The organism is Enterococcus sp. DIV0876, from assembly GCF_050529585.1.
GTDB lineage: Bacteria > Bacillota > Bacilli > Lactobacillales > Enterococcaceae > Enterococcus_D.
Genome location: NZ_CP172882.1, coordinates 2,373,973 through 2,397,635, shown reverse-complemented (window position 1 = coordinate 2,397,635; position 23,663 = coordinate 2,373,973). Strand labels below are relative to the sequence as shown.

Genomic DNA, 23,663 nt, shown 5'->3' with positions numbered 1-23,663 from the left:
TTAAACAACAGATTTATCTATTTTGTTGTTTAACCCACACCTTGGCTTGTTTTGTTTGTTGAATTATCAATGAATTGTTTTACAATAGACATAAGTATTATAACAAACAGTTTGTTAGTTATTCAACAATGTGTTGTTTAAATGGAGGCAAAGTATGAAAAAATTCAAAGCAGGCATTGACGTAGGTTCGACAACCGTCAAATTCGTCGTGCTTGACGAAGAAAATAGGACGATTTTTGCAAAATATGAGCGCCATTTTGCAGATATTCAAGGCGCAACGCAAAAGATTCTGACAGAAGCCAAACAAATCATCGGTGAGCAGCCGATGGCTTTAGCGATTACTGGTTCTGGCGGTATGGGATTAGCAGATGTCCTTCATATACCTTTTGTACAAGAAGTGATTGCCTGTACAGAAACAGTGGAAACCTTTATTCCGGAAACCGATGTGGCGATTGAACTAGGTGGAGAAGATGCGAAAATCACTTTTTTTGAAGGGGCACTAGAACAAAGAATGAACGGCAGTTGTGCTGGCGGGACAGGCGCCTTTATTGATCAAATGGCCGTATTACTGAAAACCGATGCAAATGGGATCAATGAATTAGCGAAAGACTATCAAACGCTATATCCAATCGCATCAAGATGCGGCGTTTTTGCCAAGACAGATGTGCAGCCTTTGATCAACGAAGGTGCAGAAAAAGCGGATATCGCTGCCAGTATTTTTCAAGCAGTAGTCAATCAAACGATCGCGGGCTTGGCGGCGGGCCGGAAAATCAAAGGCAAGGTGGCTTTCTTAGGTGGTCCGTTATATTTCATGTCGGAATTGCGCCAACGTTTTATCGAAACATTGGACTTGGCAGCAGAGGATATTATCTTTCCGGAAAATCCACAACTATTCGTGGCTATGGGGGCAGCCCTTTATGCAGAAGATGAATTAACGATCGAAACTTTATTGGATCGTTTGATCAACGGCAACCAAGGAAAACTGATTCCTACGGATACTTTACCACCGCTTTTTTCTGATGAGGAAGCATTGCGTGCTTTTCGCACGCGTCATCAAGAAGCAGTAGCATCAGAAAAACCATTACAACAACACAAAGGTCATGCTTTTCTAGGTATTGATGCCGGATCGACAACCACTAAGGTGGTTCTGATCAATGATGTGGGGGATATACTCTTTTCATTTTATGGCAATAATGAAGGAGAACCTTTAACAACCACTATGACGGTGTTGAAAGATCTCTATCAAAAAATGCCAGCAGATGTCTTCATTGCCAAGTCAACGATTACAGGCTATGGGGAACATTTGATCAAACATGCCTTAAAAGTGGATCTTGGTGAAGTAGAAACAATGGCTCATTATAAAGCCGCCAATCATTTTCAGCCAGGAGTAGATTTTATCTTAGATATTGGTGGACAGGATATGAAAGCCATGACCATCAAAGACGGGGCATTATCTTCTATTCAATTGAATGAGGCTTGTTCATCAGGATGTGGTTCCTTTATTGAAACCTTTGCCAAATCGATGAATCAAGATGTACGGGATTTTGCTCAAGCGGCTGTCAGTGCAAAGGCACCTGTTGATTTGGGTTCACGATGCACGGTCTTTATGAACTCAAAAGTGAAGCAAGTCCAAAAAGAGGGCGCCTCAGTTGGTGATATCTCAGCGGGGTTGTCTTATTCAGTGATCAAGAATGCCATTTATAAAGTAATCAAGATTCGACGACCAGAGGACTTAGGGGAAAAAATCGTCTGTCAGGGAGGAACTTTCTATAATGAAGCCGTCTTGCGGGCCTTTGAATTGATCAGTGGTCGGGAAGTTGTCCGTCCATCGATTGCCGGTCTGATGGGGGCGTATGGTGCTGCTTTGATTTCATTGGAAAACTATGAATTAGGCACAGAAAGTACCTTGCTATCATTAGCAGAAATGGAATCTTTTGAAGCAGAAAAAGAATTTACCCATTGTGGGTTGTGTGAGAATAATTGTTTGTTGACGGTCACCTTGTTTTCTGACGGCCGCAAATTTATTACGGGAAACCGTTGTGAGCGGGGCGCCCGCATCAAAATCAAAAAAGAAGACCGTAAAGTCAATCTAGTTGATGAAAAATACCGTCGCTTATTCAAATACCGTTCTTTAAGAAAGAAAGAGGCAATCCATGGAGAAATCGGTATGCCTCGTGTATTGAACTTATATGAAAATTATCCATTGTGGCATACCTTTTTTACGGAACTAGGGTTTAGAGTTACACTGTCGCCTAGATCAAATAAAGACTTATATGAAAAGGGGATCGAAACGATCCCTAGTGATACAGTTTGTTATCCTGCCAAGTTGGCTCATGGACATATTCAAGCATTGATCGATCAAGAAGTACCCTTGATTTTCTATCCAGGCGTCATTTTTGAACGGAAAGAAACGGCGAGTGCCGAAAACCACTTTAATTGTCCAATCGTTCAAAGTTATCCTGAAGTGATTCGCAATAATGTCGATGCGATTCGTGAAGGGTCAGTCGATTATCGTTGTCCTTTTTTGAACTTAGCTGACGAAGGCTCAATGGTCAAAACATTGACGGCAGCTTTCAAAGATTTCGGTTTTTCAGAAGATCAGGTTGCCGCTGCTTTACGTCATGGTTTCGAAGAACTGGATCATTTCAAAGCCGATATTGCTGCTAGGGGCGAAGAAACATTACGGATGTTGATGGAGACCAATCAAAAAGGGATCGTATTGTCCGGTCGGCCCTATCATTTGGATCCTGAAATCAATCATGGGATTGCAGAAGTTATCACGCAAGAAGGATTTCATGTCCTGACAGAAGATAGTATTGCCCATTTAGGGAATGTTGGGAATCTGAGGGTAGTCAATCAATGGGTCTATCATTCACGATTGTATGCCGCTGCGCGTGTAGTAGCCAAAAACAAACAGTTGGAATTGGTACAATTGAACTCCTTTGGTTGTGGTATCGATGCGGTGACGACGGATCAAGTCGAAGAAATCATGGCCCAATACGGCAAATTATATACCGTCTTAAAAATCGATGAAGGAGCCAATTTGGGGGCGATTCGTATTCGTTTGCGTTCACTCAAAGCTGCAGTCAATGAGCGAGAAAAAATGCACTTTGAGCCAAAAAAACAATTCGAAGAACCAGCCAAAATCACCTTCACGAAGGATATGCGCAAACAGCACACACTGTTACTGCCCATGTTATCACCAATCCATCAAAGCGGATTGGTAGATGTCGCTTTGCAAGCGTCAGGATATCGCGTCGTGTGCTTGCCATCAGATGATCAAGAAGCGGTCAATGTCGGCTTACGCTTCGTCAATAACGATGCATGCTACCCGGCGATCATTTCGATTGGTCAACTAGTAGAAGCGCTGCAAAGCGGTGCTTATGATGTTGAAAATACCAGTGTGTTGATGACTCAGACAGGGGGAGGATGTCGCGCAACGAATTATATTCCTTTGTTGAGAAAAGCATTGAATGATGCAGGCTTCCCACAAGTACCGGTTGTGTCGATCTCTTTGGGTAATGCAGGCGTCGAGTCAAATCCGGGGTTCCGTTTCACTTATCCTATGATGAAGCGGGTCGCAGTAGCATTTTTATATGGTGATTTATTTGAGCGCTTGGTCTATCGTACGCGACCGTATGAACAAGTCAAAGGATCTGTAGATCAACTCCATCAAGAATGGATCAAAAAAATCGAAAAAAATGTGCGTAATGGATCTTTTTCACTTTTCAATCGGCAATTAAAAAAAATTATCCATGATTTTGACACGATTCCTTTAACGGAAGTACGGAAACCACGGGTCGGTGTCGTAGGCGAAATCTTAGTGAAATATTCACCAACAGCAAACAATGATATTGTCCGACTATTAGAGGCGGAAGGTGCGGAAGCAGTAGTACCGGATATCGTTGGCTTTATGAACTATTCGTTATACAATCAAGTATGGCGATATGAACATTTGGGGATGGCCAAAAAAAGTCAATTATTGGCAAATTTTGTGATTGCCATGATCGAAAAAATCCAGAAACCGATGGATAAAGCCTTGCGGGCATCCGCACGTTTTGATGGCATCGATTCGATCCATCAATTGGCGGATGAAGCGAGCAAAATCATTTCAATCGGTAACCATACTGGAGAAGGTTGGTTCTTGACGGGAGAAATGATTGAACTTCTGAAGCATGATGTCAACAATATTATTTGTTTGCAACCCTTTGGCTGCTTACCGAATCATGTAGTGGGGAAAGGGGTCATGAAAGAGTTGCGCCATCAATATCCCAAAGCAAATATTGCAGCAATCGATTATGATCCAGGCGTATCGGTAGTCAACCAGCTGAATCGCATTCGTTTACTCTTAGCGACTGCCCACAAAGCGATGGCTGCAGAAATGGTTGGACAAATTGACTAAACCAATTTATTGATTGATACGTATTGCTTGAAAATTCAATGTCTACGAATACTTTCTCTTATCCTTTAAAATTAGGGAAGAAATTCGATAGATTTTGATTTTCAAGCATTTTTTTTGTCTCATTTAATGGTATTTTAGGTATATACCAGTTATAATAAAGAGGAACGGAGGAATGTATATGGTGGAAAAATTACCTGTTTATATTCAAATTCATGATCAAATCAAAGCAAATATTGAAGATAATACATATAAAATAGGCGACCGATTGCCTTCTGAGCGAGAACTGTCGAAACAATTTGGTGTGAGTCGAATGACCCTGAGACAAGCCATTCAAACTTTGGCTGATGAAGGGATCCTTGAGCGTAAAATTGGCTCAGGCACCTATGTGGCTCGTCAAAAGGTTCAAGAGAAAATGACTGGAACGACCAGTTTTACTGAAATCATGCATTCGTTAGGCCGCGTGCCTTCGAGTAAAGCCGTTGCCTACTTTTTGACAGCGCCAAGTTCAAGTGAAATGGAAAAGTTGCAACTTGCAGGACATGAAACGATTTTGCGCATGGAAAGGATCCGATATGCGGATGATGTCCCGATTTGTTTTGAAGTCGCAAGTATTCCTGAAAAATTGATTCGTCATTTAAGTAAAGAAGAAATCATCTCGTCGCTTTATAAAGTTTTGGAAGAAAAAGGTCATCATAAAATTGGTCATTCTTCTCAAACGATTTCTGCAATGGTTGCTTCTGAACAAATCGCAGAATATTTAGATTTGAAACGAGGCGATGCAATTTTACGGATGCGTCAAATCACCTCATTTGAAAATGGTCAACCATTTGAATATGTTAGAACGCAATATGCCGGCAATCGATTTGAATTTTATATGGAGAAGTGATCGATCATTCGCAAGCGTAAACAAGCCGATAGTCAGTGCATAAATGGAAAAAATGTTCCATTCGCAATCTTATCGGCTTTTTTTTAAATTTGGTCATGGTGGACTTGTTGGTAGTTGATGTGTAGCAGAATCAGTCATTGGGTCCTGAAATAGGCGTGACGGGTTGCTCGACATAAGAGGCTGCACCGTGTTTGATCGTGACTTGTCCTTGCAACAGATCGATCAATGCTGCTTCAATTTGTTGTTTCTCTGAATCAGGCACCATCAATGTTAAATTGATTTTGTCCGTATAGTCGATACTTTTGACAACGATTTGCTGCAGCTCCAAATAGTTTTGCAATTTACCCAATAAAGGATATTCGATCGTCAAAATCAGTGATTGATGGAAGACGCCTTCTACAAGCCCGACTTCATTTAAGCCAGTTGAGGTGGCGTTGGAATAGGCTCTGATCAAGCCGCCAGCACCTAATTTCGTTCCGCCAAAATAGCGCGTGACGACAGCGGCTACGTTGATCAATTGATTTTTTTTCAAAACTTCCAAGATGGGCACACCAGCTGTACCGCTGGGCTCACCATCATCGCTGCTACGCTGGATCTCGTTATGGAATCCTAAAACATACGCACTGCAATTGTGGTTGGCTTTCCAATGCTCTTTTTTGATTTGTTGGATAAATTGTTTGGCTTCTTCTTCATCTTGGATTCGTTTTAAGAAACAGATAAAGCGTGATTTTTTGATTTCGATCTCGCTTTGACCATTCTCACGAATCGTGCGATAGGTTTCGATGTTCATCGCCTCCTTTTACCTATAGTATAGGCAAACTTGGCGCAAGATACAAATACCATTAGGATCGTGAAATAATTAAACCAAAGGAGGCGGTGACGCTGGGCAGACGTAAGAAGTACGATTCAATCACCCATTATCTTAAAAACAACGGCGGGTCGCAAGTCACGTTGACATTTACCCAATTTGATGAATTTCTTTTCCCGGCAACTGGTTTGCCGCGAAGTGCCCGCACAAATAGTGATTGGTGGGCCAATGATTATCGCCATCCTGAAAACGGGGCTTATGCATGGTTGAATGCAGGATATGAGGTGGTTCATGTGAATCTAAAAAAGGAGTATATTGTTTTCAACAGATTGGTTAAATCAAATTGGCTGATAGATAGAAAGCGTTGACAAATTCGCAACTTGATTTATACTAGAGATAGGAAATGTTATCTTATTTTTAAAACTCAGGGAGTGTTCGATATGGCAAAAAAAACAATCATGTTAGTTTGTTCTGCAGGGATGAGTACAAGTTTACTCGTAACAAAAATGCAAAAAGCTGCTGAAGCGAAAGGTTTAGAAACAGATATCTTCGCAGTGTCAGCATCAGAAGCTGATCAACATCTAGAAAGTAAAGATGTCAACGTACTATTATTGGGACCACAAGTACGTTTTATGAAAGGTGACTTCGAAAAACGCCTAGCACCAAAAGGCATTCCATTAGAAGTGATCAATATGGCTGATTATGGCATGATGAATGGTGAAAAAGTCTTAGATCAAGCATTGACGTTGATTGGCGAGTAATCCATCGAAAGAGGACAGTTAAAGAGAAGTATCGCAGTGAAATTGCGATACTTCTCTTTTTTTTGCGTACTTTTTAATAGGAGTGTGATGTGAATGAATCCCTTTTTAGGCAAACAATATCTTGTTGAAAAGAAAAAAGAACCGCACGATCTACAAGAAGGTGAGTACCGAGAGGCGATGGTTATCGATGGTCCATTGATCATCTGTCAGCGCTGCGGGGAAAGACATATCAAATCAGACGTGCAATTACCCACCAAAAGGTATTATTGTCCAAGCTGCAGTCGCTATGGACGCATTACATCGGATCATCATTTATGTTGGCAAGAGAGTTGCTTGGTGCCATTTCAACATCAGATTGTTTTCCCAGGACCTTTGACCAGTTTTCAAAAAGCCATCTCTGATCGCTTGGTCAAAAATTATCAATTGGGTCGCTCTACTTTGGTCTGGTCTGTGACCGGCTCGGGCAAGACGGAAATGATCTTTGAAACAATCGCTGCGGCCCGAAAGAAAGGGGAACGGGTGGCGATTGTTTCCCCAAGAATCGATGTCTGTCGTGAATTATATCCAAGGATCCAACAAGCTTTTCAGAATGAAGACTGTCTGCTCCTTTACGGTGATTCAGAAGAATCATACCGTTATACCCACCTATTGGTTGCTACTACACATCAATTACTGCATTTTTATCGGAGTTTCCCATTGATTATTGTAGATGAAATCGATGCGTTTCCTTATGAAGGGGATCGACAATTGCGTTATGGATTGCAGCAGGCTTTGGCAGAAGAAGGATGTTTGATTTATTTAAGCGCGACACCCTCTGACCGGTTGTTAAAGGAAATCAACGGCACCTTCGACATAGAAAAAATGCCCCTGCGTTTCCATCAGCGTCCATTGATCGTGCCGCAGTTATGTTGGTTGGAGAAATGGCGGCGGATCGATCAGCGCAAAAGGTTGCGACGCCCGTTGATCAAGGTATTGCGGAGATTGGCAGAGAAAAATTTTGTGTTGGTTTTTTGCCCAAGTATCCCTTATATGGAAAAAGTTGCGAAGGTGGTGGCCAAAGAATTAGTTGACTATACCGTTTCAAGCGTCTCATCAAAAGATCAGCTCCGAGAGGAGAAGGTCTTACAAGCACGTCAGCGACATTTTCAGATCCTGTTTACTACCATGATTTTAGAACGAGGCGTGACTTTTGAGCGGGTATCCGTTGTTGTATTAGGTGCAAATCATCAGATTTATACCAAATCAGCGTTGGTGCAGATCGCTGGTCGCGTTGATCGTAAAGGTGCATTCAATCATGGAGAAGTACTGTTCTTCTATAACCAAATGACCCCAGCTATCCGCAAAGCGATTGCTGAAATCAAGTCTATGAATCTCTTGGCAGAAAGGTGGTTAGCAGATGATCTGTAGTTGGTGTAGGCAATCTGTTATAAGAGAGGTATCCATGTTGGCGCTATTATGCCCGCTTCTGATGCCAGCTATTGCGCGCTGCCAGGCGTGTGATGAACGGTTAGAAAGAATCGACTGGCAGACCTGTTGTCCTTCTTGTGGGCAAAAGGAGACTGCTGACTGTCTAGATTGCCAATATTGGGCCCAAGTCTATCCTGACTTTGTGCTCAGACATCGAGGAATCTTTGTTTATAATGATGGAATGAAAGAATGGATGCACCAATATAAATTACTGGGAGATTACCGTTTGCGGCAGGTAGTGGCTTTAGATGTAAAAAAATCCCTGAAAACATTTCGTTATGATTGCTTGATTCCAATTCCTTTGTCTGCCGATCGTTATAAAAGCCGCGGATTTAACCAAGTGACAGCTGTGCTGGAAGCTGCTTCGATCGTTTATGAGGAATTATTGCAAAAACATGTTTCTCTTGTACCGCTTGCCACTTTATCAAGGAAAGAACGGTTGGCAATTGATCAACCTTTTTCGTTGAGGCAAGGTGCGATAGAAAGCATCAAAGGGAAAAAAATTCTATTGGTCGATGATGTGTATACAACCGGCCGAACGTTATATCATGCTGCTGCTTTAATCCACAGTTGTCAGCCAACATCTGTTGAATCTTTATCGCTGGCCCGGTGATTCTTTTGAAAACGCTTGAAATTTATATACGATTTACTAGGCAAAACCATCAGAGTTCGATATAATAGAATCAAGAAGAAGAAAAGAGTGGTCCTTTTCCTTCTTTACTGGTAGACGAAAGGGGTAATTTATATGTTCAGATACAATGTGCGTGGCGAAAATATCGAGGTAACTGAAGCAATCCGTGACTACGTAGAAAAAAAAGTAGGTAAATTAGAACGTTATTTTAATGATGTGCCAGAAGCAACAGCGCATGTCAATTTAAAAGTATATACAGAAAAAACTGCAAAAGTTGAAGTAACGATCCCATTACCATTTCTCGTTCTTCGTGCGGAAGAAACTTCACCTGATCTATATGCTAGTATTGATTTAGTCGTTGATAAATTAGAACGTCAGATTCGTAAATTCAAAACCAAAATCAATCGCAAATCAAGAGAAACAGCATTGGTACCACCAACTGATGGTGACTTATTCACTTCAGAATCAAATGATGAGGAAACAAATGGGTCAGATTTAGATATCGTGCGTACGAAACGTTTATCTCTGAAACCAATGGATAGTGAAGAAGCTGTTTTACAAATGAACATGCTTGGACATAACTTCTTTATCTTTGAAGATGCCGAAACCAATGGAACTAGCATCGTGTATCGCCGTAAAGACGGTAAGTATGGATTGATCGAAACAGATTGATCGACTACTGTTTTTGATAACGTACCACCCCATTTAAATATTCTGAATGGAGCAGCCGCAGCTGCTCCATTTTTTTTATCAAAAAAACTGTATTTCACCAATCTATAAACAAGAATTGATGAAATACAGCATGCAGAATCACGACATGTGAGATGCTATTTGACGGAACCAGATGTAATCCCTTGAACATAGTATTTTTGCATATAAATAAAAAGTAAAGTGATGGGAATCGCAATCAATACGCATCCTGCTGTAAATGACATGAACAATGAATTGGCCGTCGTTTTGGTCATCATGGAATATAAGCCAATTGCGACTGTGTAGTTTTTAACATCGTCACCCATAATGATTCGGGCGAAGATAAAGTCCATCCACGGTCCCATAAAGGCCATTAGTGATGTATACACAATGATTGGTTTAGACAGTGGCAAGGTGATTTTCGTAAAGATATCCCATTTATTTGCACCATCGATCATTGCTGATTCATCTAAAGCCATTGGAATCGTATCGAAAAATCCTTTTGCTACATAGAACCCTAAAGCGGCACCTGCAGAGTAGACCAGAATCAGTGCCAACAAGCTTTGTGTTAAGTTCAATGCTTTAAGAATATAATAGACTGCAATCATACTCATAAAGCCAGGAAACATGTTTAAAACTAAAGCCAACTTCAAAAATGGTTTTCTTAATTTAAAGCGTAATCTTGACAACGAGTAGGCCATTGCGATGGTAATGAATGTCGAAAGTAAACAGCTGCAAGTTGCGACAAATAACGTGTTTAAGAACCAACGGACAAATGGATAGCTCCCAGAATCATTGGCCAATAATTGGCGATAATTCTCTAATGTAAACTCTTTTGGAATGATATAAGGCACGAAAGCGCCGCCTTCGCTTCTGAAACTTGTAAGAATGATCCACACGATCGGAAAAAGCCATATAACTGATAATATAATCAGAATCGTATAAATCAGGAAACGTGTATTGGATTGCCCTTTTTTGTAACTGCTTTGTTTTGCTTTAGTAGCCATAGATCAGCCCTCCTTATATGAATTGGTACGCGTATAGGCAAATAGACTAAAGACTGCTGATAGAATAAAGATCAAAATCCCGATCACGGATGCTAGATTGTAATCCATTGTGTTGACGGTCAAGTTGTACAACCAAGTCACCAAAAGGTCGGTTGAGCCAGCACCATAAAAGTTGGAATTGGAAGGGCCGCCACCAGTCAAAAGATAAATCACATTAAAGTTATTGATATTGCCAATAAACTGTTGGATCAGTGCAGGCATCATCACGAACAAAATTTGTGGAAAGGTAATAGAGCGGAAAATTTGAAAACGATTTGCCCCGTCTATTTCCGCGGCTTCAATCTGTTCTTGGTCCAAGTTTTGCAAGATACCAGTTGTGACCAACATGGTTGCGGGAATCCCAATCCACATATTGACAAAAATGATACTGATTTTGGCAAATAAAGGATCAGTCAAAAAAGGAATAGCAGAATTTATCCAACCCAAATTCAAGAGAATTGAATTGATAGGTCCTGAGCCGTTCAATAGATTTCTCATGATCAATAATGAAACAAATTGCGGCACTGCCATAGTTAGAACGAAAATCGTTCGCCATAATTTTTTATAACGGATACCTTTGGCGTTGATCAACAATGCAAGTATCACCCCAAAAAAGAAACAAGTGATCGTTGCTAAAACTGCCCAAATCAATGTCCAGGCGAGTACTGGGAAGAAGGTTGATGCCATATCTCCTGAAATTACATTCGTAAAGTTTTTAAGACCTACCCAAGTAAACAGGTTCTTAGGTGGCAGGTTTGTATGATCATAATTAGTGAATGCGATCGAAATCATATACAAGAGCGGTAAAATCGTAAAGAAGAGGACCCCAATCAAAGGAATGGTCATTAGTGTGGCATGGAAACGCTCATTGACTAAGCTGCGCAAGTCATCCATAGTCGATGGGATTCGTTGCCCTGTTTGTTTTAATATATAAATATTGCGTGCACTTTTGAGGTTCAATACATATAAAATGATCAATAAGGCACAAACGAGCAATGAAGCAATGCCAAATAATAATAGAAGCATCGAATTATCGCCTTTTTGTAAAATATCAATGCCCATTGCTTCGTTGTAGACCAATCCTTGTTTTTGGGTACCTAGTGTTTGTAGCATGATCAACGCATGAAACCCATTACGAATAAACCAAGCCAGGAACCCAATTTGTGCCCCTAGAAAAATAATTCCTTTTAACCACTGTTTGTGTGCTAAGTTTGCACAACCCATAATCAAAAATGAGGCTTTCTCAGACCAATCACCCTTTTTTAATACTTCTCTAAAAGTGACAGCTGACGCAGTTCTTTTATTAAACATCTATGTTCACCTTACTTTCTTTCCTTAACTAGAAAAGGGAAAGCAGGCTTTCCCTTTTCGATCCCGTATGTGATTATTCGCTTACTTTTGAAATATCAGAAACAAATTTATCTAATTTATCTTGGAAATCATCGGCTTTGATTTGACCTTTATATGTGTCGTTGATCAATGCATCCATCGGAGGCCAGAAAGAAACCATTTCAGGGAGTTTTGGCATAACAACAGAGTGGTCAGTATCTGACATTTCCATCACGGCTTTGGCAACAGCATCAGATGTGACTGCATCAGATGCTTGCGCTTCTTTGTTAGAAGGTACCACGCCGTTTTCGGTAAATTCAATTTCTTGTGTTTCTTGATTGCTTAAGTATTCAGCTAAGGCCATCGCAGCTAAAGGTGATTGTGTTTGTTGGTTAACTGCGTATAATTTAACACCTAAGAAAGCTTTCATTTGTTGGGCACCACTACCAAAATCGATTGTAGGATAAGCGGCTACACCCATATTGTCACCAAGTGCTTTTTCAACATCGTTTTTAGACCAAGGTCCAGAAAGGAAGGCATCTGATTTGCCAGACTGTAAGTCAGATAACGCTGATTCACTTGCTTGTAATACACCAGCATTGTCTTTTTGGTCAGCGATCCATTGCAACACTTCGATCCCAGCTTCATTATTGAAGTTTGTCCCGTTGATATCTTCACCATTTTCACCATATAAAACATTGCCGTTACTCATGAATAAAGGACCAAAGATATAGTTTGCGCCGTCTTCAGCGAAATTGGTACCAATCACACCTGCAGATGTAAGGCCTTCCCATGTTTTGACGTCATCTTCACTTAACGTAGACGTATTATAATAAAGAACTTGTGATTCGACTCCGTATGGATAGCCATAAATTTTATCTTGCCAAGTGACGGCATCGACAGCTGCTTCAACGTTGGTGTCTTTGATTGTTTCAGCTTGTTTTTCGCCAATTGGATAGATCAAACCAGCTTCAGCCATTTGCCCAACTTGATCATGAGGCATCATAAAGACATCGGCAGCTTGCTCTGGATCTTTGGACACATCTGCTTTGGCATCTGCAGATGAACCAGCTGCGACTGTTACTGTCACGTCAGGATACTCTTCTTCAAATTTGTCTACCTGACCTTGAAGAGCATCAATGTGTTCAGTATCGACCCACAATTTGATATCGCCTTCAACTTTGGTACTGGTTTCTGTATCGCCAGCTGTTGAGGTATCAGTGGAATCATTGCTATTGCCACATGCGCCTAACACCAGTGCGGATAAACTAAGAATGCTGCCCCCAATAAGTAATTTCTTTACGTCTACTTTCATCTTATTTCCTCCTAATATGAATGATTACGGTTACAACTAGTATTATGCAACCGATTGCAGTAATAGTCAAGCTGTAAATGGTTTTTTTTTGATTTTTATTTTATATGCTTATATTACAAGTGTAGATAAATCTTTTTCTAGATTTTTCAGATAATTAAACCTAGTTATTTACTTAAATATTTAGAATTTTATTTTAATCTATAAAGTTGCTACTGTATAATTAAAGCAAACGGTTGCGACGATGAGATGTTCTAATCCTACTTTTTTTGATTGACGATATCCGTTTCTTTTTAAGTTTTTATAGCCTGGCAGACTTCCGCTACGAAAATTATTTCATTTATGATGAACAAGTGATAAAATGGTTAGGAGAGTTTCTAGCTTGGAAAAGTAGATATAAAAGGAGAATTAGTTACGCATGGCCAATTTTTTTAGAAAATTAATCGAAAACGATAAAAAAGAATTAAAACGTCTTGACCATATTGCCAATCAAGTTGAATCATATGCGGATGAAATGGCCGCTTTAACAGATGAACAAATACGCGAAAAAACCGATGAGTTTCGCCGCCGCTATCAAGAGGGTGAAACCCTAGATCAATTATTGCCAGAAGCCTTTGCGGTTGTCCGTGAAGCGGCAAAACGGGTCCTTGGTTTATATCCATACCATGTCCAATTGATGGGTGGGGTCGTCTTGCACGACGGCAATATCCCTGAAATGCGTACCGGTGAGGGAAAAACTTTGACGGCTACTTTGCCTGTTTACTTAAATGCAATCAGCGGTGAAGGGGTCCACGTTGTGACCGTCAATGAATATTTGGCGACCCGTGACTCGACAGAGATGGGTGACTTATATAATTTCTTAGGTTTGAGTGTGGGATTGAACATCAATTCGAAATCTGCTGAAGAAAAACGGGCAGCATATGCTTGCGACATCACGTATAGTACCAATAATGAACTTGGATTTGATTACTTGCGGGACAATATGGTTGTGTATCGTCATCAAATGGTGCAACGCCCATTGAACTATGCTATCGTCGATGAAGTCGATTCAATCTTGATCGATGAAGCGAGAACACCGTTGATTATCTCGGGGCAAGCCGAAAAGTCAACCGCTTTGTACAATCGCGTCGACAATTTTGTCAAACGCTTGACAGAAGAAGAAGACTACAAAATCGATATCCAATCTAAAACGATCGGTTTGACTGAAAAAGGAATCGAAAAAGCCGAAGAAACATTCGGTTTGAATAACCTATATGATATTGAAAATACAGCATTGACGCACCATATGGATCAAGCGTTGCGGGCCAACTACATTATGATTCGTGACTTTGATTATGTGGTTCAAGAGGGCAAAGTGTTGATCGTTGACCAATTTACCGGTCGGATCATGGATGGGCGTCGTTATTCAGATGGGTTGCATCAAGCGATCGAAGCCAAAGAAAATGTCGAAATCGAAGATGAAACCAAAACAATGGCAACGATCACGTTCCAAAACTATTTCCGGATGTATAAAAAACTGTCTGGGATGACAGGGACGGCCAAAACAGAGGAAGAAGAATTCCGGGAAATCTATAATATGCAAGTTATTCAAATCCCAACGAACAAACCAATCGTTCGGGACGACCGTGCAGACTTGCTTTATCCAACCTTAGCAAGCAAATTCCAAGCAGTGGTCCAAGACATCAAAGAACGCCACCGCAAAGGGCAACCGGTATTGGTTGGTACAGTGGCAGTAGAAACATCTGAATTGCTTTCAAGTATGCTTGATCGCGAGAAAGTGCCGCATGAAGTGCTGAATGCCAAGAACCACTTTAAAGAAGCAGAAATTATTTTGAATGCCGGTCAAAAGGGTGCCGTAACGATTGCGACAAATATGGCTGGTCGGGGTACGGATATCAAGTTGGGCTTAGACGTGGCCGAACTTGGCGGTTTAGCTGTTATTGGTACTGAACGCCATGAATCGCGCCGGATCGATAACCAGTTGCGGGGACGTGCTGGACGTCAAGGTGATCCTGGTATGTCGCAATTCTATCTGTCGTTGGAAGATGATTTGATGAAACGTTTTGGTTCTGAACGAATCAAAGTTTTCTTGGATCGGATGAAGATTGATGAAGAAGATGCTGTGATTCAAAGCAAGATGTTGTCAAAACAAGTCGAGTCTGCCCAAAAACGTGTTGAAGGCAATAACTACGATACACGGAAAAATGTCTTGCAATACGATGATGTGATGCGAGAACAACGTGAAGTCATCTATGGCCAACGCCAGGAAGTGATTAAAGAAGATCAAGATTTATCACAAACACTGATGAATATGGTCAAACGCTCAATCAATCGTGTAGTCGACAGTCATACACAATTAGAAGAAAGCGAATGGAATTATGAAGGTATCGTTGACTTTGCAGCAAATGCATTGGTTCATGAAGACAGTATCTCAATCGACAGCATCAAAGGAAAATCAGCGCAAGAAATCAAAGATTATTTAAACCTGCGGGCACAAGAAGTCTTTGACCAAAAGAAAGCGCAGTTGAATAGTCCAGAACAATTACTTGAATTCGAAAAAGTTGTTATTCTGCGTGTCGTAGATACAAAATGGACCGATCATATCGATGCGATGGATCAATTACGTCAATCTGTCGGTTTGCGGGCTTACGGACAAAATAATCCATTGGTTGAATATCAAACAGAAGGGTACAATATGTTTGAAAATATGGTCGGGGCAATCGAGTATGAAGTGACACGATTATTCATGAAAGCTGAGATCCGTCAAAATGTTCAACGTGAACAAGTGGCGCAAGGTGAAGCCCAAGGTGTGGAAGAAGCACCAGCCAAACAAGAACCAAGTTTTAAAAATGTTGGACGCAATGATCCGTGTCCATGCGGCAGTGGTAAGAAATTCAAAAATTGTCACGGTAAAAACATGTAAGAATGTGAAGTTGGGTAGGCTGGCAGGAATTTTTGTCCAGCCTACTTTCACGTATAATTATAAGAAAGAAGGAAAATCAATGGAAATCGCAGATATCCGCAATCAATTAAACGACATGCATGAGAAAATAACTAGTTTTAGGGGGTCTCTTTGACTTAGATCAGTTAGAAGAAGACATTGCTGAAGCTGAGCACCAAATGGCAGATCCTGCATTTTGGGATGATTCGGAAAAAGCGCAAATCGTCATCAATGCCAATAATGCCAATAAAGAAACCTATGATCAATTCAATCAGCTGGCAGAAGAATTGGAAGAATTGGATGTCATGCTGGAAATGATTCAAGAAGAACCAGATGAAGAGATGGAAAGTGAATTAGCTGAGCGGATGCAAAAGCTGAATGACAAAATGGCGACCTATGAGTTGGCAATGCTTTTAGATGAACCATATGACCGCAATAATGCGATCATCGAATTGCACCCTGGCGCTGGTGGAACCGAGTCGCAAGATTGGGGCAGCATGCTCTTACGTATGTATACTCGGTTTTGTGAGCAGCATGGGTATACTGTCGAAACATTAGACTACCAAGCTGGTGATGAAGCAGGGATCAAAAGTGTCACGCTATTGATCAAAGGCCATAATGCCTATGGCTATTTGAAGTCAGAAAAAGGGGTACATCGTTTGGTACGAATCTCACCGTTTGATTCAGCCAAACGTCGCCATACTTCATTTTGTTCTGTAGATGTTATGCCTGAATTAGACGGCAATATCGATATTGAAATCAATTCTGATGACTTGAAAGTCGATACCTATCGAGCCAGCGGAGCTGGTGGTCAGCACATCAATAAAACAGAATCAGCTGTCCGTATCACGCATATCCCAACTGGTACTGTAGTGGCAAGTCAAGCACAACGTTCGCAATTGAAAAACCGCGAGCAAGCGATGGGCATGTTGAAGGCTAAGCTTTATCAGTTAGAAGTAGAAAAGAAAGAACAAGAAGCCGCTGCGTTGCGCGGAGAGCAAATGGAGATTGGCTGGGGCTCTCAAATCCGTTCTTATGTGTTCCATCCTTATTCAATGGTGAAAGACCATCGCACCAATTATGAGACTGGAAATGTACAGGCGGTAATGGATGGCGATCTTGACGGATTTATCGATGCCTTTTTGAAGCTAAAACTAAACCAAAAATAACCTTGCAGGCACTTAAACAGATTGACATACAATTGTAATCTGTTGCAAGCAATGTGAAATATATTCATGCTATAATAAGCCAGTATGAAAATTTTTGAGATGGAGAGATAGCTGTATGATTGAAATGAAAGACATAATGAAGAAGTACTCTAATGGTACGACTGCTATCCGCAACCTATCGATTTCGATTGATCAAGGAGAATTTGTTTATGTCGTCGGCCCTTCTGGCGCAGGTAAATCTACCTTTATTAAATTGATGTATCGAGAAGAAAAAGCAACTAAAGGTGTATTGAATGTCGCAGGCTATGATTTAGTCGGCATGAAAAGTCGTGAGATTCCATTGATGCGTCGTGAAATTGGCGTAGTTTTCCAAGATTATAAATTATTGCCCCGCAAAACAGTCTTTGAAAATGTTGCCTATGCTATGCAAGTTATCGGACGTAAGCCGCGAGATGTCAAAAAACGGGTAATGGAAGTACTTGATTTAGTTGGGTTGAAACACAAAGTTCGGGTGTTCCCTAGTGAATTATCTGGTGGGGAGCAGCAACGGGTATCGATTGCTCGTGCAATTGTGAATACACCGAAAGTCTTGATTGCTGACGAACCAACTGGAAACTTAGATCCTGAAAATTCATGGGAGATCATGAAGTTGTTAGATCGGATCAATGCGCAGGGGACAACTGTTGTGATGGCAACGCATAATAGTACGATCGTAAATACGATTCGTCACCGCGTAATTGCAATTGAAAATGGACGCATTATTCGCGACCAAGCGGAAGGAGAATATGGCTACGATGATTAGAACTTTTTTCCGTCATCTCCTTGAGAGTATCAAAAGTTTAAAACGTAATGGTTGGATGACCATTGCCTCGCTCAGTGCGGTAACGATCACATTGACATTGGTGGGTATTTTTCTAGGTGTCATTTTAAATGCCACGAAATTAGCTGAGGATATTCGAGAAAACGTCGATGTCTCGGTCTTTGTTGATATTGGTACCGAGCAAGAGGATATGGATGCTTTGGAACAACAGTTAAAAGATTTACCGAATGTATCAGAAGTTCACTTTTCAAGTCGTGACGATGAGTTGAAGAAAATCCAAGATGCGATGGGCGATTCTTGGAACTTGTTTGAGGGAGATAGTAATCCTTTATACAATGTCTATGTCGTCAGTGCCACGGATCCGGAATATACGAAAGATATTGCAGATCAAGCTGGAGATTTGGCAAATGTCTTTAAAGCAGACTATGGTGGCGATTCTTCAGATAGAATCTTTTCACTATCAGCAGCTGTTCGGACATGGGGCTTGGCAGCAGCCGTTCTCTTGATTTTTGTAGCAATGTTCTTGATTTCGAATACGATTCGAATCACGATTCTTTCTCGTCAAAGAGAAATCCAAATCATGCGCCTGGTTGGTGCAAAAAATGGGTATATCCGTTGGCCGTTCTTCTTAGAAGGTGGTTGGATCGGGCTGCTAGGATCGATCGTACCAATTGCGATCATGTACTTTGGCTATCACCAAGTCTATGCATTGGTCAACCCTTCATTGTTGCGGTCTAATTATAGTTTGATTGCACCACACACCTTCTTGTTGCAAGTTTGTGGCGTGATGGCGTTGATTGGTATTGTGATTGGTTCGTTAGGATCCGTCCTATCCATGCGTCGTTTCTTAAAAGTATAATAGCGAAAAGCCGATTCATATAGAATCGGCTTTTTTTGCTGTGAATCACTACGATTGACTTGCAAAGCAAGGCAGAGTAGATGATGAACAGTACTAGGTGACCGAAGGGAACGTAGTCACCGTACCCTCGAATCACTACGATTGACTTGCAAAGCAAGGCAGAGTAGATGATGAACAGTACTAGGTGACCGAAGGGAACGTAGTCACCGTACCCTCGAATCACTACGATTGACTTGCAAAGCAAGGCAGAGTAGATGATGAACAGTACTAGGTGACCGAAGGGAACGTAGTCACCGTACCCTCGAATCACTACGATTGACTTGCAAAGCAAGGCAGAGTAGATGATGAACAGTACTAGGTGACCGAAGGGAACGTAGTCACCGTACCCCCGAATCACTACGATTGACTTGCAAAGCAAGGCATGCAAGTCCTTCTTAGCGGAATTCGCTTAGAAGAGACTGTAGGCGTAACGAAGTGCAGACGAGTAGATGATGAACAGTACTAGGTGACCGAAGGGAACGTAGTCGCTTAAACAGATCCACTGGAATCATGGATAGTTTCTTTGGTTTTAGTGAAGTGCTTCTTTACATTGCGCTTTGTCTTAGATATGCTTGATGAGAGGAAGGATGGGGGAAATGCATGTTTGATATGAATCATTTAGTCACGATTCTTTTTATAGTCAATTTATTATTATCAGCCATTATTATTTTCAGAGAACGCAAACAAACAGCCCAAACATGGGCATGGCTTTTGGTATTGATGTTTGTACCGATCGTGGGCTTTGTTTTATATGTTTTCCTCGGAAGAGGTATCTCTAAAGAAAAAATTTTCGATATGCGCGCTCAAGCGAATGTAGGCTTGAATGTTGAACTGGCGGAACAAAAGCAAGCCCTTAAACGCCAGCTCTTTCCACATCCTCCGACCGATCAAGTTGAGGTCAAACAATTGGTCTATTTATTGACGATTTTTGGTCAATCGTTGTACACGACAAGTAATCAACTTACGTTATACACAGATGGAAGAGAAAAATTCGATGCATTGATTGCAGACATTGATCAAGCGCAAGAACATATCCACATGGAATATTATATTTATCGCAGTGATGATCTGGGAAAAGAAATCAAACAAGCGTTGATAAAGGCAGCTAAGCGGGGTGTAAAAGTACGGGTCTTATTGGATGCTTGGGGCAGTTCTAGTGTTTCGCTGAAATTTTTTGAAGAGTTGCGGATACATGGTGGTCAAGTTTCTTTCTTTTTCCCACTGTTCGTTCCTTACATCAATCCAAGGATCAATTACCGCAACCATCGTAAAATCGTAGTGATCGATGGGCGAATTGGTTATACAGGCGGTTTTAATGTGGGTGATGAATATCTCGGAGGTGTCAAGAAGTTTGGTTATTGGCGAGATAATCACTTGCGTATCGTAGGGCCAGCTGTCTATTCGTTACAGAATCGATTTTTGATGGACTGGAATTCTCAGCATAAGTTAGAAATCAAATATGAGGAATCATTGTTTCCTGCTGTTCATACCACGGGTACAGTTGCTGCACAAGTAGTGACGAGTGGACCTGATACAGAACGTGAAGAGATCAAAATGACTTATCTGAAAATGATCAATCTGGCAAAAAAAGAGATCATGATCCAAACGCCTTATTATATTCCAGATGAATCCATCCACAATGCATTGAAACTTGCATTGATATCAGGCGTCAAAGTCCATATTCAAATTCCCAATAAACCAGATCATCCTTTTGTTTATTGGGCGACGTATTCATTTGCAGCGGAATTGCTGCAATTTGGTGCTGTGATCGAAACTTACGAAAAAGGCTTTATGCATGCCAAAACGATGATCATTGATAGTGGTGTCGTATCGATTGGTTCTGCCAATATCGATGTGCGTTCCTTCAGACTTGACTTTGAAGTCAATACGATCATTTACGATGTAGAAACCGCCACAAAAGCCAAATCGGCGTTTTTACGTGATTCAGCTGATTCAAAAGCGTTGACGATTGAAAACTACCAAAATCGCTCGATGCGAATCAAAATCAAAGAAGGCCTGGCACGATTGATTTCGCCATTATTATAAAAAAATCCTCCCACAGATCGATCGACCTGTGGGAGGATTTTTTTAACCCATGATACTAGTATATGCGGCTAAGAAAATTGAACCGACTGTTAGAATCAACATTGTCCAAATGACAACCTGTGTGACCTTAGCAAATGTGCTTTTTGGTTTTTTCTCGTTCATTTTAAATCCACCTTCAAGAGTTATTCTAGTGACAGTGTACCTTCAATCAAGCGATAACTCAAGATAAAGGCGGTAGAAATTAATAAAAAATCAACCAAACAGCAAAATTACCGAGAGAATGACAAGATACGCTTGTTGAAGTGCTTTCCTTCTGCTTTAATATAAAGAGAAAACTCCTTGTTTATGTAAATGAGCCGCTTCATCTAGTGAACGGCTAAAAAATGTCATGTCTGACTTATTTGTCCATACATTTTTAAAAAAACTGCAATAAGGTTGTAAAGTAAATAAAGTATAGTGACACTAGTTGTTAGAAAGGATTTTTTGTATGTCATCGTTTAATCCAATTGTTTTGTTTTGGTATATCTATCCAGCCATCGTGTATCTTGCTTGCCGTTTTTTGGTATCGACGCTTTCTTTAAACGAACGATTTCACATCAAGGCACCAGATGTCGCAGTTCCTTTTTTGATTATTGGGATTCATCAATTATCAACATATACCTTTGATCAAGCAATTACGCTTTATTATCTTCTATCGATATTTTTGTTGGGTATTCTACTGGCGGTTTTTCAAGCTTATTATTATCAAGAAATTGAATATGGACGATATGCCAAGATGTATTGGAGAAGTATTTTTTTGTTTACGATCGTCTTCCATATTGTATTGGTCATTTTGAATATCATTCATTTTTTGTAAATCAAGTTTGTCAGTAATCTTCATTTTTTGCTTTAAAGTTTTTTTAAAGACTTTTAAAAGACGTCAGACCCGCAATTGTGCATTTGGTAAAGAATAGTCAAAGAACTTCCCTTTCAAATTTCGTAGAATTTGTGGTAGAAAGTGGGGGATTGTGGTAGACTGTGAATATCAAGTGGTGATTGGGGGTTTTTGTCGATGTTTATGGGTGAATATCAACATGCGATCGATACAAAAGGCCGACTAATCGTCCCTTCAAAACTCCGGGATAAACTTGGAGAAAAATTCGTTGTCACAAGAGGGCTAGATGGCTGCTTATTTGGCTATCCTCTATCCGAATGGGAAACACTTGAAGAAAAGTTGAACGAAATGCCACTTGCCAAAAAAGATGCACGGACTTTTGTCCGCTTCTTCTATTCAGCTGCTACAGAATGTGAAGTAGACAAGCAGGGAAGAATCAATATCCCAGTTGCGTTAAGAGAGCATGCTGCTTTAACAAAAAGTTGTGTGATCATTGGCGTAGCGAATCGAATCGAGATTTGGGATGAAACCCGTTGGCAAGCATTTACCGTTGAAGCTGAAGAAAATTTTGATGAAATTGCTGAAACAATGATTGATTTTGGCTTATAGGAAGAGGAAAACAAATGGCAGATTTCAAACACTACACCGTTATGCTTCAAGAGACAGTAGACGGGCTGAATATACGTCCTGATGGTATCTATGTCGATTGTACATTAGGTGGGGCTGGCCATAGCGAGTATCTCTTATCGCAATTATCTGAGCAAGGTCATTTATATGCCTTTGACCAAGATCAAAAAGCAATCGATCATGCCAAAGTTCGCTTGGCACCTTATATAGAAAAAAATATGGTGACATTCATAAAAAGCAATTTTCGCTTTTTAAAAGAAGCACTGAACCAACAAGGTGTAACGAAAGTCGATGGTATTTTGTACGATCTAGGTGTGTCTTCACCACAGTTAGATGAAGCGCAACGTGGATTTAGTTATCACCAAGATGCACCTCTGGACATGCGAATGGACCAATCTGCACCATTGAGTGCCTATGATGTGGTAAATGACTTTTCATACAATCAATTAGTAAAAATATTTTTCCGTTATGGAGAAGAGAAGTTTTCGAAACAAATCGCCCGTGAAATTGAACGAGTACGTGATGAGCGTCCGATCAAGACTACAGGAGAACTAGTAGATATCATTAAAACGGCGATTCCTGCACCAGCCAGAAGAAAGGGCGGACATCCAGCAAAACGGGTTTTCCAAGCCATACGGATAGCTGTCAATGATGAGCTGGGTGTGATCGAAGAGTCGCTAGAACAAGCAATTGCGCTTTTGGCAAAAAATGGACGTATCAGCGTGATCACTTTTCACTCTTTAGAAGATCGTATTGTCAAATCGATGTTCAAAGAATACAGTAGTCCGAAAGATATGCCGCCAGGATTGCCGGTCATACCTGAAGAATTTCAACCAACTTTGAAGTTGGTGACTAGAAAACCAATCCTGCCATCTGATGAAGAGGTAGATGAAAATAATCGTTCTCGTAGTGCGAAACTACGAATTGCGGAAAAAACGAAGGAAAGCGAAGGGTAG

20 protein-coding genes are annotated in these 23,663 nt (G+C 40.7%); 15 read left to right on the top strand and 5 right to left on the bottom strand.

Features of this window, described 5'->3' with window-relative positions; all coding sequences use genetic code 11:
* Positions 1–154 precede the first annotated feature (154 nt).
* Positions 155–4,402: an acyl-CoA dehydratase activase-related protein gene (locus tag IGI41_RS11350; protein WP_430609876.1), complete on the top strand. Its 4,248-nt coding sequence runs from the start codon at positions 155–157 to the stop codon at positions 4,400–4,402.
* 178 nt (positions 4,403–4,580) lie between these two features.
* A complete protein-coding gene (locus tag IGI41_RS11345) occupies positions 4,581–5,288 on the top strand; it encodes a GntR family transcriptional regulator (protein WP_430609875.1) in 708 nt (235 codons plus the stop codon).
* 130 nt (positions 5,289–5,418) lie between these two features.
* Here the strand turns inward: IGI41_RS11345 and IGI41_RS11340 are convergent, their stop codons facing one another.
* A complete protein-coding gene (locus tag IGI41_RS11340) occupies positions 5,419–6,078 on the bottom strand; it encodes a YigZ family protein (RefSeq protein WP_430609874.1) in 660 nt (219 codons plus the stop codon).
* Between the two features lie 92 nt (positions 6,079–6,170).
* Here IGI41_RS11340 and IGI41_RS11335 point away from each other — a divergent pair, with 92 nt between their 5' ends.
* The 5 genes from IGI41_RS11335 (at position 6,171) to hpf (ending at position 9,627) form a co-directional block, all read left to right on the top strand.
* Positions 6,171–6,464, top strand: coding sequence for a DUF7662 domain-containing protein (locus IGI41_RS11335; protein WP_054115552.1), 294 nt, complete (start codon positions 6,171–6,173; stop codon positions 6,462–6,464).
* 72 nt (positions 6,465–6,536) lie between these two features.
* Entirely contained in the window at positions 6,537–6,857 is a 321-nt protein-coding gene (locus tag IGI41_RS11330; protein WP_430609873.1) for a PTS sugar transporter subunit IIB, read from the top strand.
* A gap of 93 nt (positions 6,858–6,950) precedes the next feature.
* Positions 6,951–8,264 (top strand): DEAD/DEAH box helicase, encoded by a 1,314-nt coding sequence (locus IGI41_RS11325; protein ID WP_430609872.1) that lies wholly within the window; start codon positions 6,951–6,953, stop codon positions 8,262–8,264.
* A gap of 34 nt (positions 8,265–8,298) precedes the next feature.
* Positions 8,299–8,937, top strand: a complete 639-nt coding sequence (locus IGI41_RS11320; protein WP_430609871.1) for a ComF family protein — start codon at positions 8,299–8,301, stop codon at positions 8,935–8,937.
* Between the two features lie 132 nt (positions 8,938–9,069).
* Complete coding sequence (gene hpf / locus IGI41_RS11315) at positions 9,070–9,627, top strand: ribosome hibernation-promoting factor, HPF/YfiA family (protein ID WP_430609870.1); 558 nt, start codon at positions 9,070–9,072, stop codon at positions 9,625–9,627.
* A 155-nt stretch (positions 9,628–9,782) separates the two neighbouring features.
* Here the strand turns inward: hpf and IGI41_RS11310 are convergent, their stop codons facing one another.
* The 3 genes from IGI41_RS11310 to IGI41_RS11300 all read right to left on the bottom strand — a co-directional run bounded on the left by IGI41_RS11310 (position 9,783) and on the right by IGI41_RS11300 (position 13,335).
* The gene (locus IGI41_RS11310; RefSeq protein ID WP_430609869.1) at positions 9,783–10,652 is read right to left on the bottom strand and encodes a sugar ABC transporter permease; all 870 of its coding nucleotides are present in this window, start codon (positions 10,650–10,652) and stop codon (positions 9,783–9,785) included.
* Positions 10,653–10,655: 3 nt separating this feature from the next.
* The gene (locus tag IGI41_RS11305) at positions 10,656–12,002 is read right to left on the bottom strand and encodes a carbohydrate ABC transporter permease (protein WP_430609868.1); all 1,347 of its coding nucleotides are present in this window, start codon (positions 12,000–12,002) and stop codon (positions 10,656–10,658) included.
* A 73-nt stretch (positions 12,003–12,075) separates the two neighbouring features.
* Complete coding sequence (locus IGI41_RS11300) at positions 12,076–13,335, bottom strand: extracellular solute-binding protein (RefSeq protein WP_430609867.1); 1,260 nt, start codon at positions 13,333–13,335, stop codon at positions 12,076–12,078.
* Positions 13,336–13,750: 415 nt separating this feature from the next.
* On the opposite strand from IGI41_RS11300, the gene secA reads away from it, so the two are divergent.
* The 5 genes from secA to cls all read left to right on the top strand — a co-directional run bounded on the left by secA (position 13,751) and on the right by cls (position 21,206).
* Positions 13,751–16,255, top strand: coding sequence for a preprotein translocase subunit SecA (gene secA / locus IGI41_RS11295; protein WP_430609866.1), 2,505 nt, complete (start codon positions 13,751–13,753; stop codon positions 16,253–16,255).
* A 79-nt stretch (positions 16,256–16,334) separates the two neighbouring features.
* A protein-coding gene (gene prfB, locus IGI41_RS11290) for a peptide chain release factor 2 (RefSeq protein ID WP_430609865.1) occupies positions 16,335–17,442 on the top strand; the annotation gives its coding sequence in 2 pieces (ribosomal slippage) (positions 16,335–16,406 and positions 16,408–17,442; 1,107 coding nt in all).
* 115 nt (positions 17,443–17,557) lie between these two features.
* Positions 17,558–18,244, top strand: coding sequence for a cell division ATP-binding protein FtsE (ftsE, locus tag IGI41_RS11285; RefSeq protein WP_054115440.1), 687 nt, complete (start codon positions 17,558–17,560; stop codon positions 18,242–18,244).
* Entirely contained in the window at positions 18,237–19,121 is an 885-nt protein-coding gene (ftsX, locus tag IGI41_RS11280) for a permease-like cell division protein FtsX (protein ID WP_430609864.1), read from the top strand. The genes ftsE and ftsX overlap by 8 nt, the downstream gene beginning before the upstream one ends.
* A 639-nt stretch (positions 19,122–19,760) precedes the next feature.
* Positions 19,761–21,206: a cardiolipin synthase gene (cls, locus tag IGI41_RS11275; protein ID WP_430609863.1), complete on the top strand. Its 1,446-nt coding sequence runs from the start codon at positions 19,761–19,763 to the stop codon at positions 21,204–21,206.
* Between the two features lie 42 nt (positions 21,207–21,248).
* Here the strand turns inward: cls and IGI41_RS11270 are convergent, their stop codons facing one another.
* On the bottom strand, positions 21,249–21,368 hold the full coding sequence (locus tag IGI41_RS11270; RefSeq protein ID WP_082348610.1) for a DUF4044 domain-containing protein: 120 nt from the start codon (positions 21,366–21,368) through the stop codon (positions 21,249–21,251).
* A 325-nt stretch (positions 21,369–21,693) separates the two neighbouring features.
* Here IGI41_RS11270 and IGI41_RS11265 point away from each other — a divergent pair, with 325 nt between their 5' ends.
* From IGI41_RS11265 to rsmH, 3 genes are all read left to right on the top strand, one after another.
* Positions 21,694–22,062, top strand: a complete 369-nt coding sequence (locus tag IGI41_RS11265) for a DUF3397 domain-containing protein (RefSeq protein WP_430609862.1) — start codon at positions 21,694–21,696, stop codon at positions 22,060–22,062.
* Between the two features lie 195 nt (positions 22,063–22,257).
* Positions 22,258–22,689 (top strand): division/cell wall cluster transcriptional repressor MraZ, encoded by a 432-nt coding sequence (mraZ, locus tag IGI41_RS11260; protein WP_430609861.1) that lies wholly within the window; start codon positions 22,258–22,260, stop codon positions 22,687–22,689.
* A 14-nt stretch (positions 22,690–22,703) separates the two neighbouring features.
* Entirely contained in the window at positions 22,704–23,663 is a 960-nt protein-coding gene (gene rsmH, locus IGI41_RS11255; RefSeq protein WP_430609860.1) for a 16S rRNA (cytosine(1402)-N(4))-methyltransferase RsmH, read from the top strand.

Bases quoted from the DNA above. Each gene is read 5' to 3' on its own strand.
- IGI41_RS11350 (WP_430609876.1), top strand. From the start codon at position 155: ATGAAAAAATTCAAAGCAGGCATTGACGTAGGTTCGACAACCGTCAAA.
- IGI41_RS11345 (WP_430609875.1), top strand. From the start codon at position 4,581: ATGGTGGAAAAATTACCTGTTTATATTCAAATTCATGATCAAATCAAA.
- IGI41_RS11340 (WP_430609874.1), bottom strand. From the start codon at position 6,078: ATGAACATCGAAACCTATCGCACGATTCGTGAGAATGGTCAAAGCGAG.
- IGI41_RS11330 (WP_430609873.1), top strand. From the start codon at position 6,537: ATGGCAAAAAAAACAATCATGTTAGTTTGTTCTGCAGGGATGAGTACA.
- IGI41_RS11325 (WP_430609872.1), top strand. From the start codon at position 6,951: ATGAATCCCTTTTTAGGCAAACAATATCTTGTTGAAAAGAAAAAAGAA.
- IGI41_RS11320 (WP_430609871.1), top strand. From the start codon at position 8,299: ATGTTGGCGCTATTATGCCCGCTTCTGATGCCAGCTATTGCGCGCTGC.
- hpf (WP_430609870.1), top strand. From the start codon at position 9,070: ATGTTCAGATACAATGTGCGTGGCGAAAATATCGAGGTAACTGAAGCA.
- IGI41_RS11310 (WP_430609869.1), bottom strand. From the start codon at position 10,652: ATGGCTACTAAAGCAAAACAAAGCAGTTACAAAAAAGGGCAATCCAAT.
- IGI41_RS11305 (WP_430609868.1), bottom strand. From the start codon at position 12,002: ATGTTTAATAAAAGAACTGCGTCAGCTGTCACTTTTAGAGAAGTATTA.
- IGI41_RS11300 (WP_430609867.1), bottom strand. From the start codon at position 13,335: ATGAAAGTAGACGTAAAGAAATTACTTATTGGGGGCAGCATTCTTAGT.
- secA (WP_430609866.1), top strand. From the start codon at position 13,751: ATGGCCAATTTTTTTAGAAAATTAATCGAAAACGATAAAAAAGAATTA.
- ftsE (WP_054115440.1), top strand. From the start codon at position 17,558: ATGATTGAAATGAAAGACATAATGAAGAAGTACTCTAATGGTACGACT.
- ftsX (WP_430609864.1), top strand. From the start codon at position 18,237: ATGATTAGAACTTTTTTCCGTCATCTCCTTGAGAGTATCAAAAGTTTA.
- cls (WP_430609863.1), top strand. From the start codon at position 19,761: ATGTTTGATATGAATCATTTAGTCACGATTCTTTTTATAGTCAATTTA.
- IGI41_RS11270 (WP_082348610.1), bottom strand. From the start codon at position 21,368: ATGAACGAGAAAAAACCAAAAAGCACATTTGCTAAGGTCACACAGGTT.
- IGI41_RS11265 (WP_430609862.1), top strand. From the start codon at position 21,694: ATGTCATCGTTTAATCCAATTGTTTTGTTTTGGTATATCTATCCAGCC.
- mraZ (WP_430609861.1), top strand. From the start codon at position 22,258: ATGTTTATGGGTGAATATCAACATGCGATCGATACAAAAGGCCGACTA.
- rsmH (WP_430609860.1), top strand. From the start codon at position 22,704: ATGGCAGATTTCAAACACTACACCGTTATGCTTCAAGAGACAGTAGAC.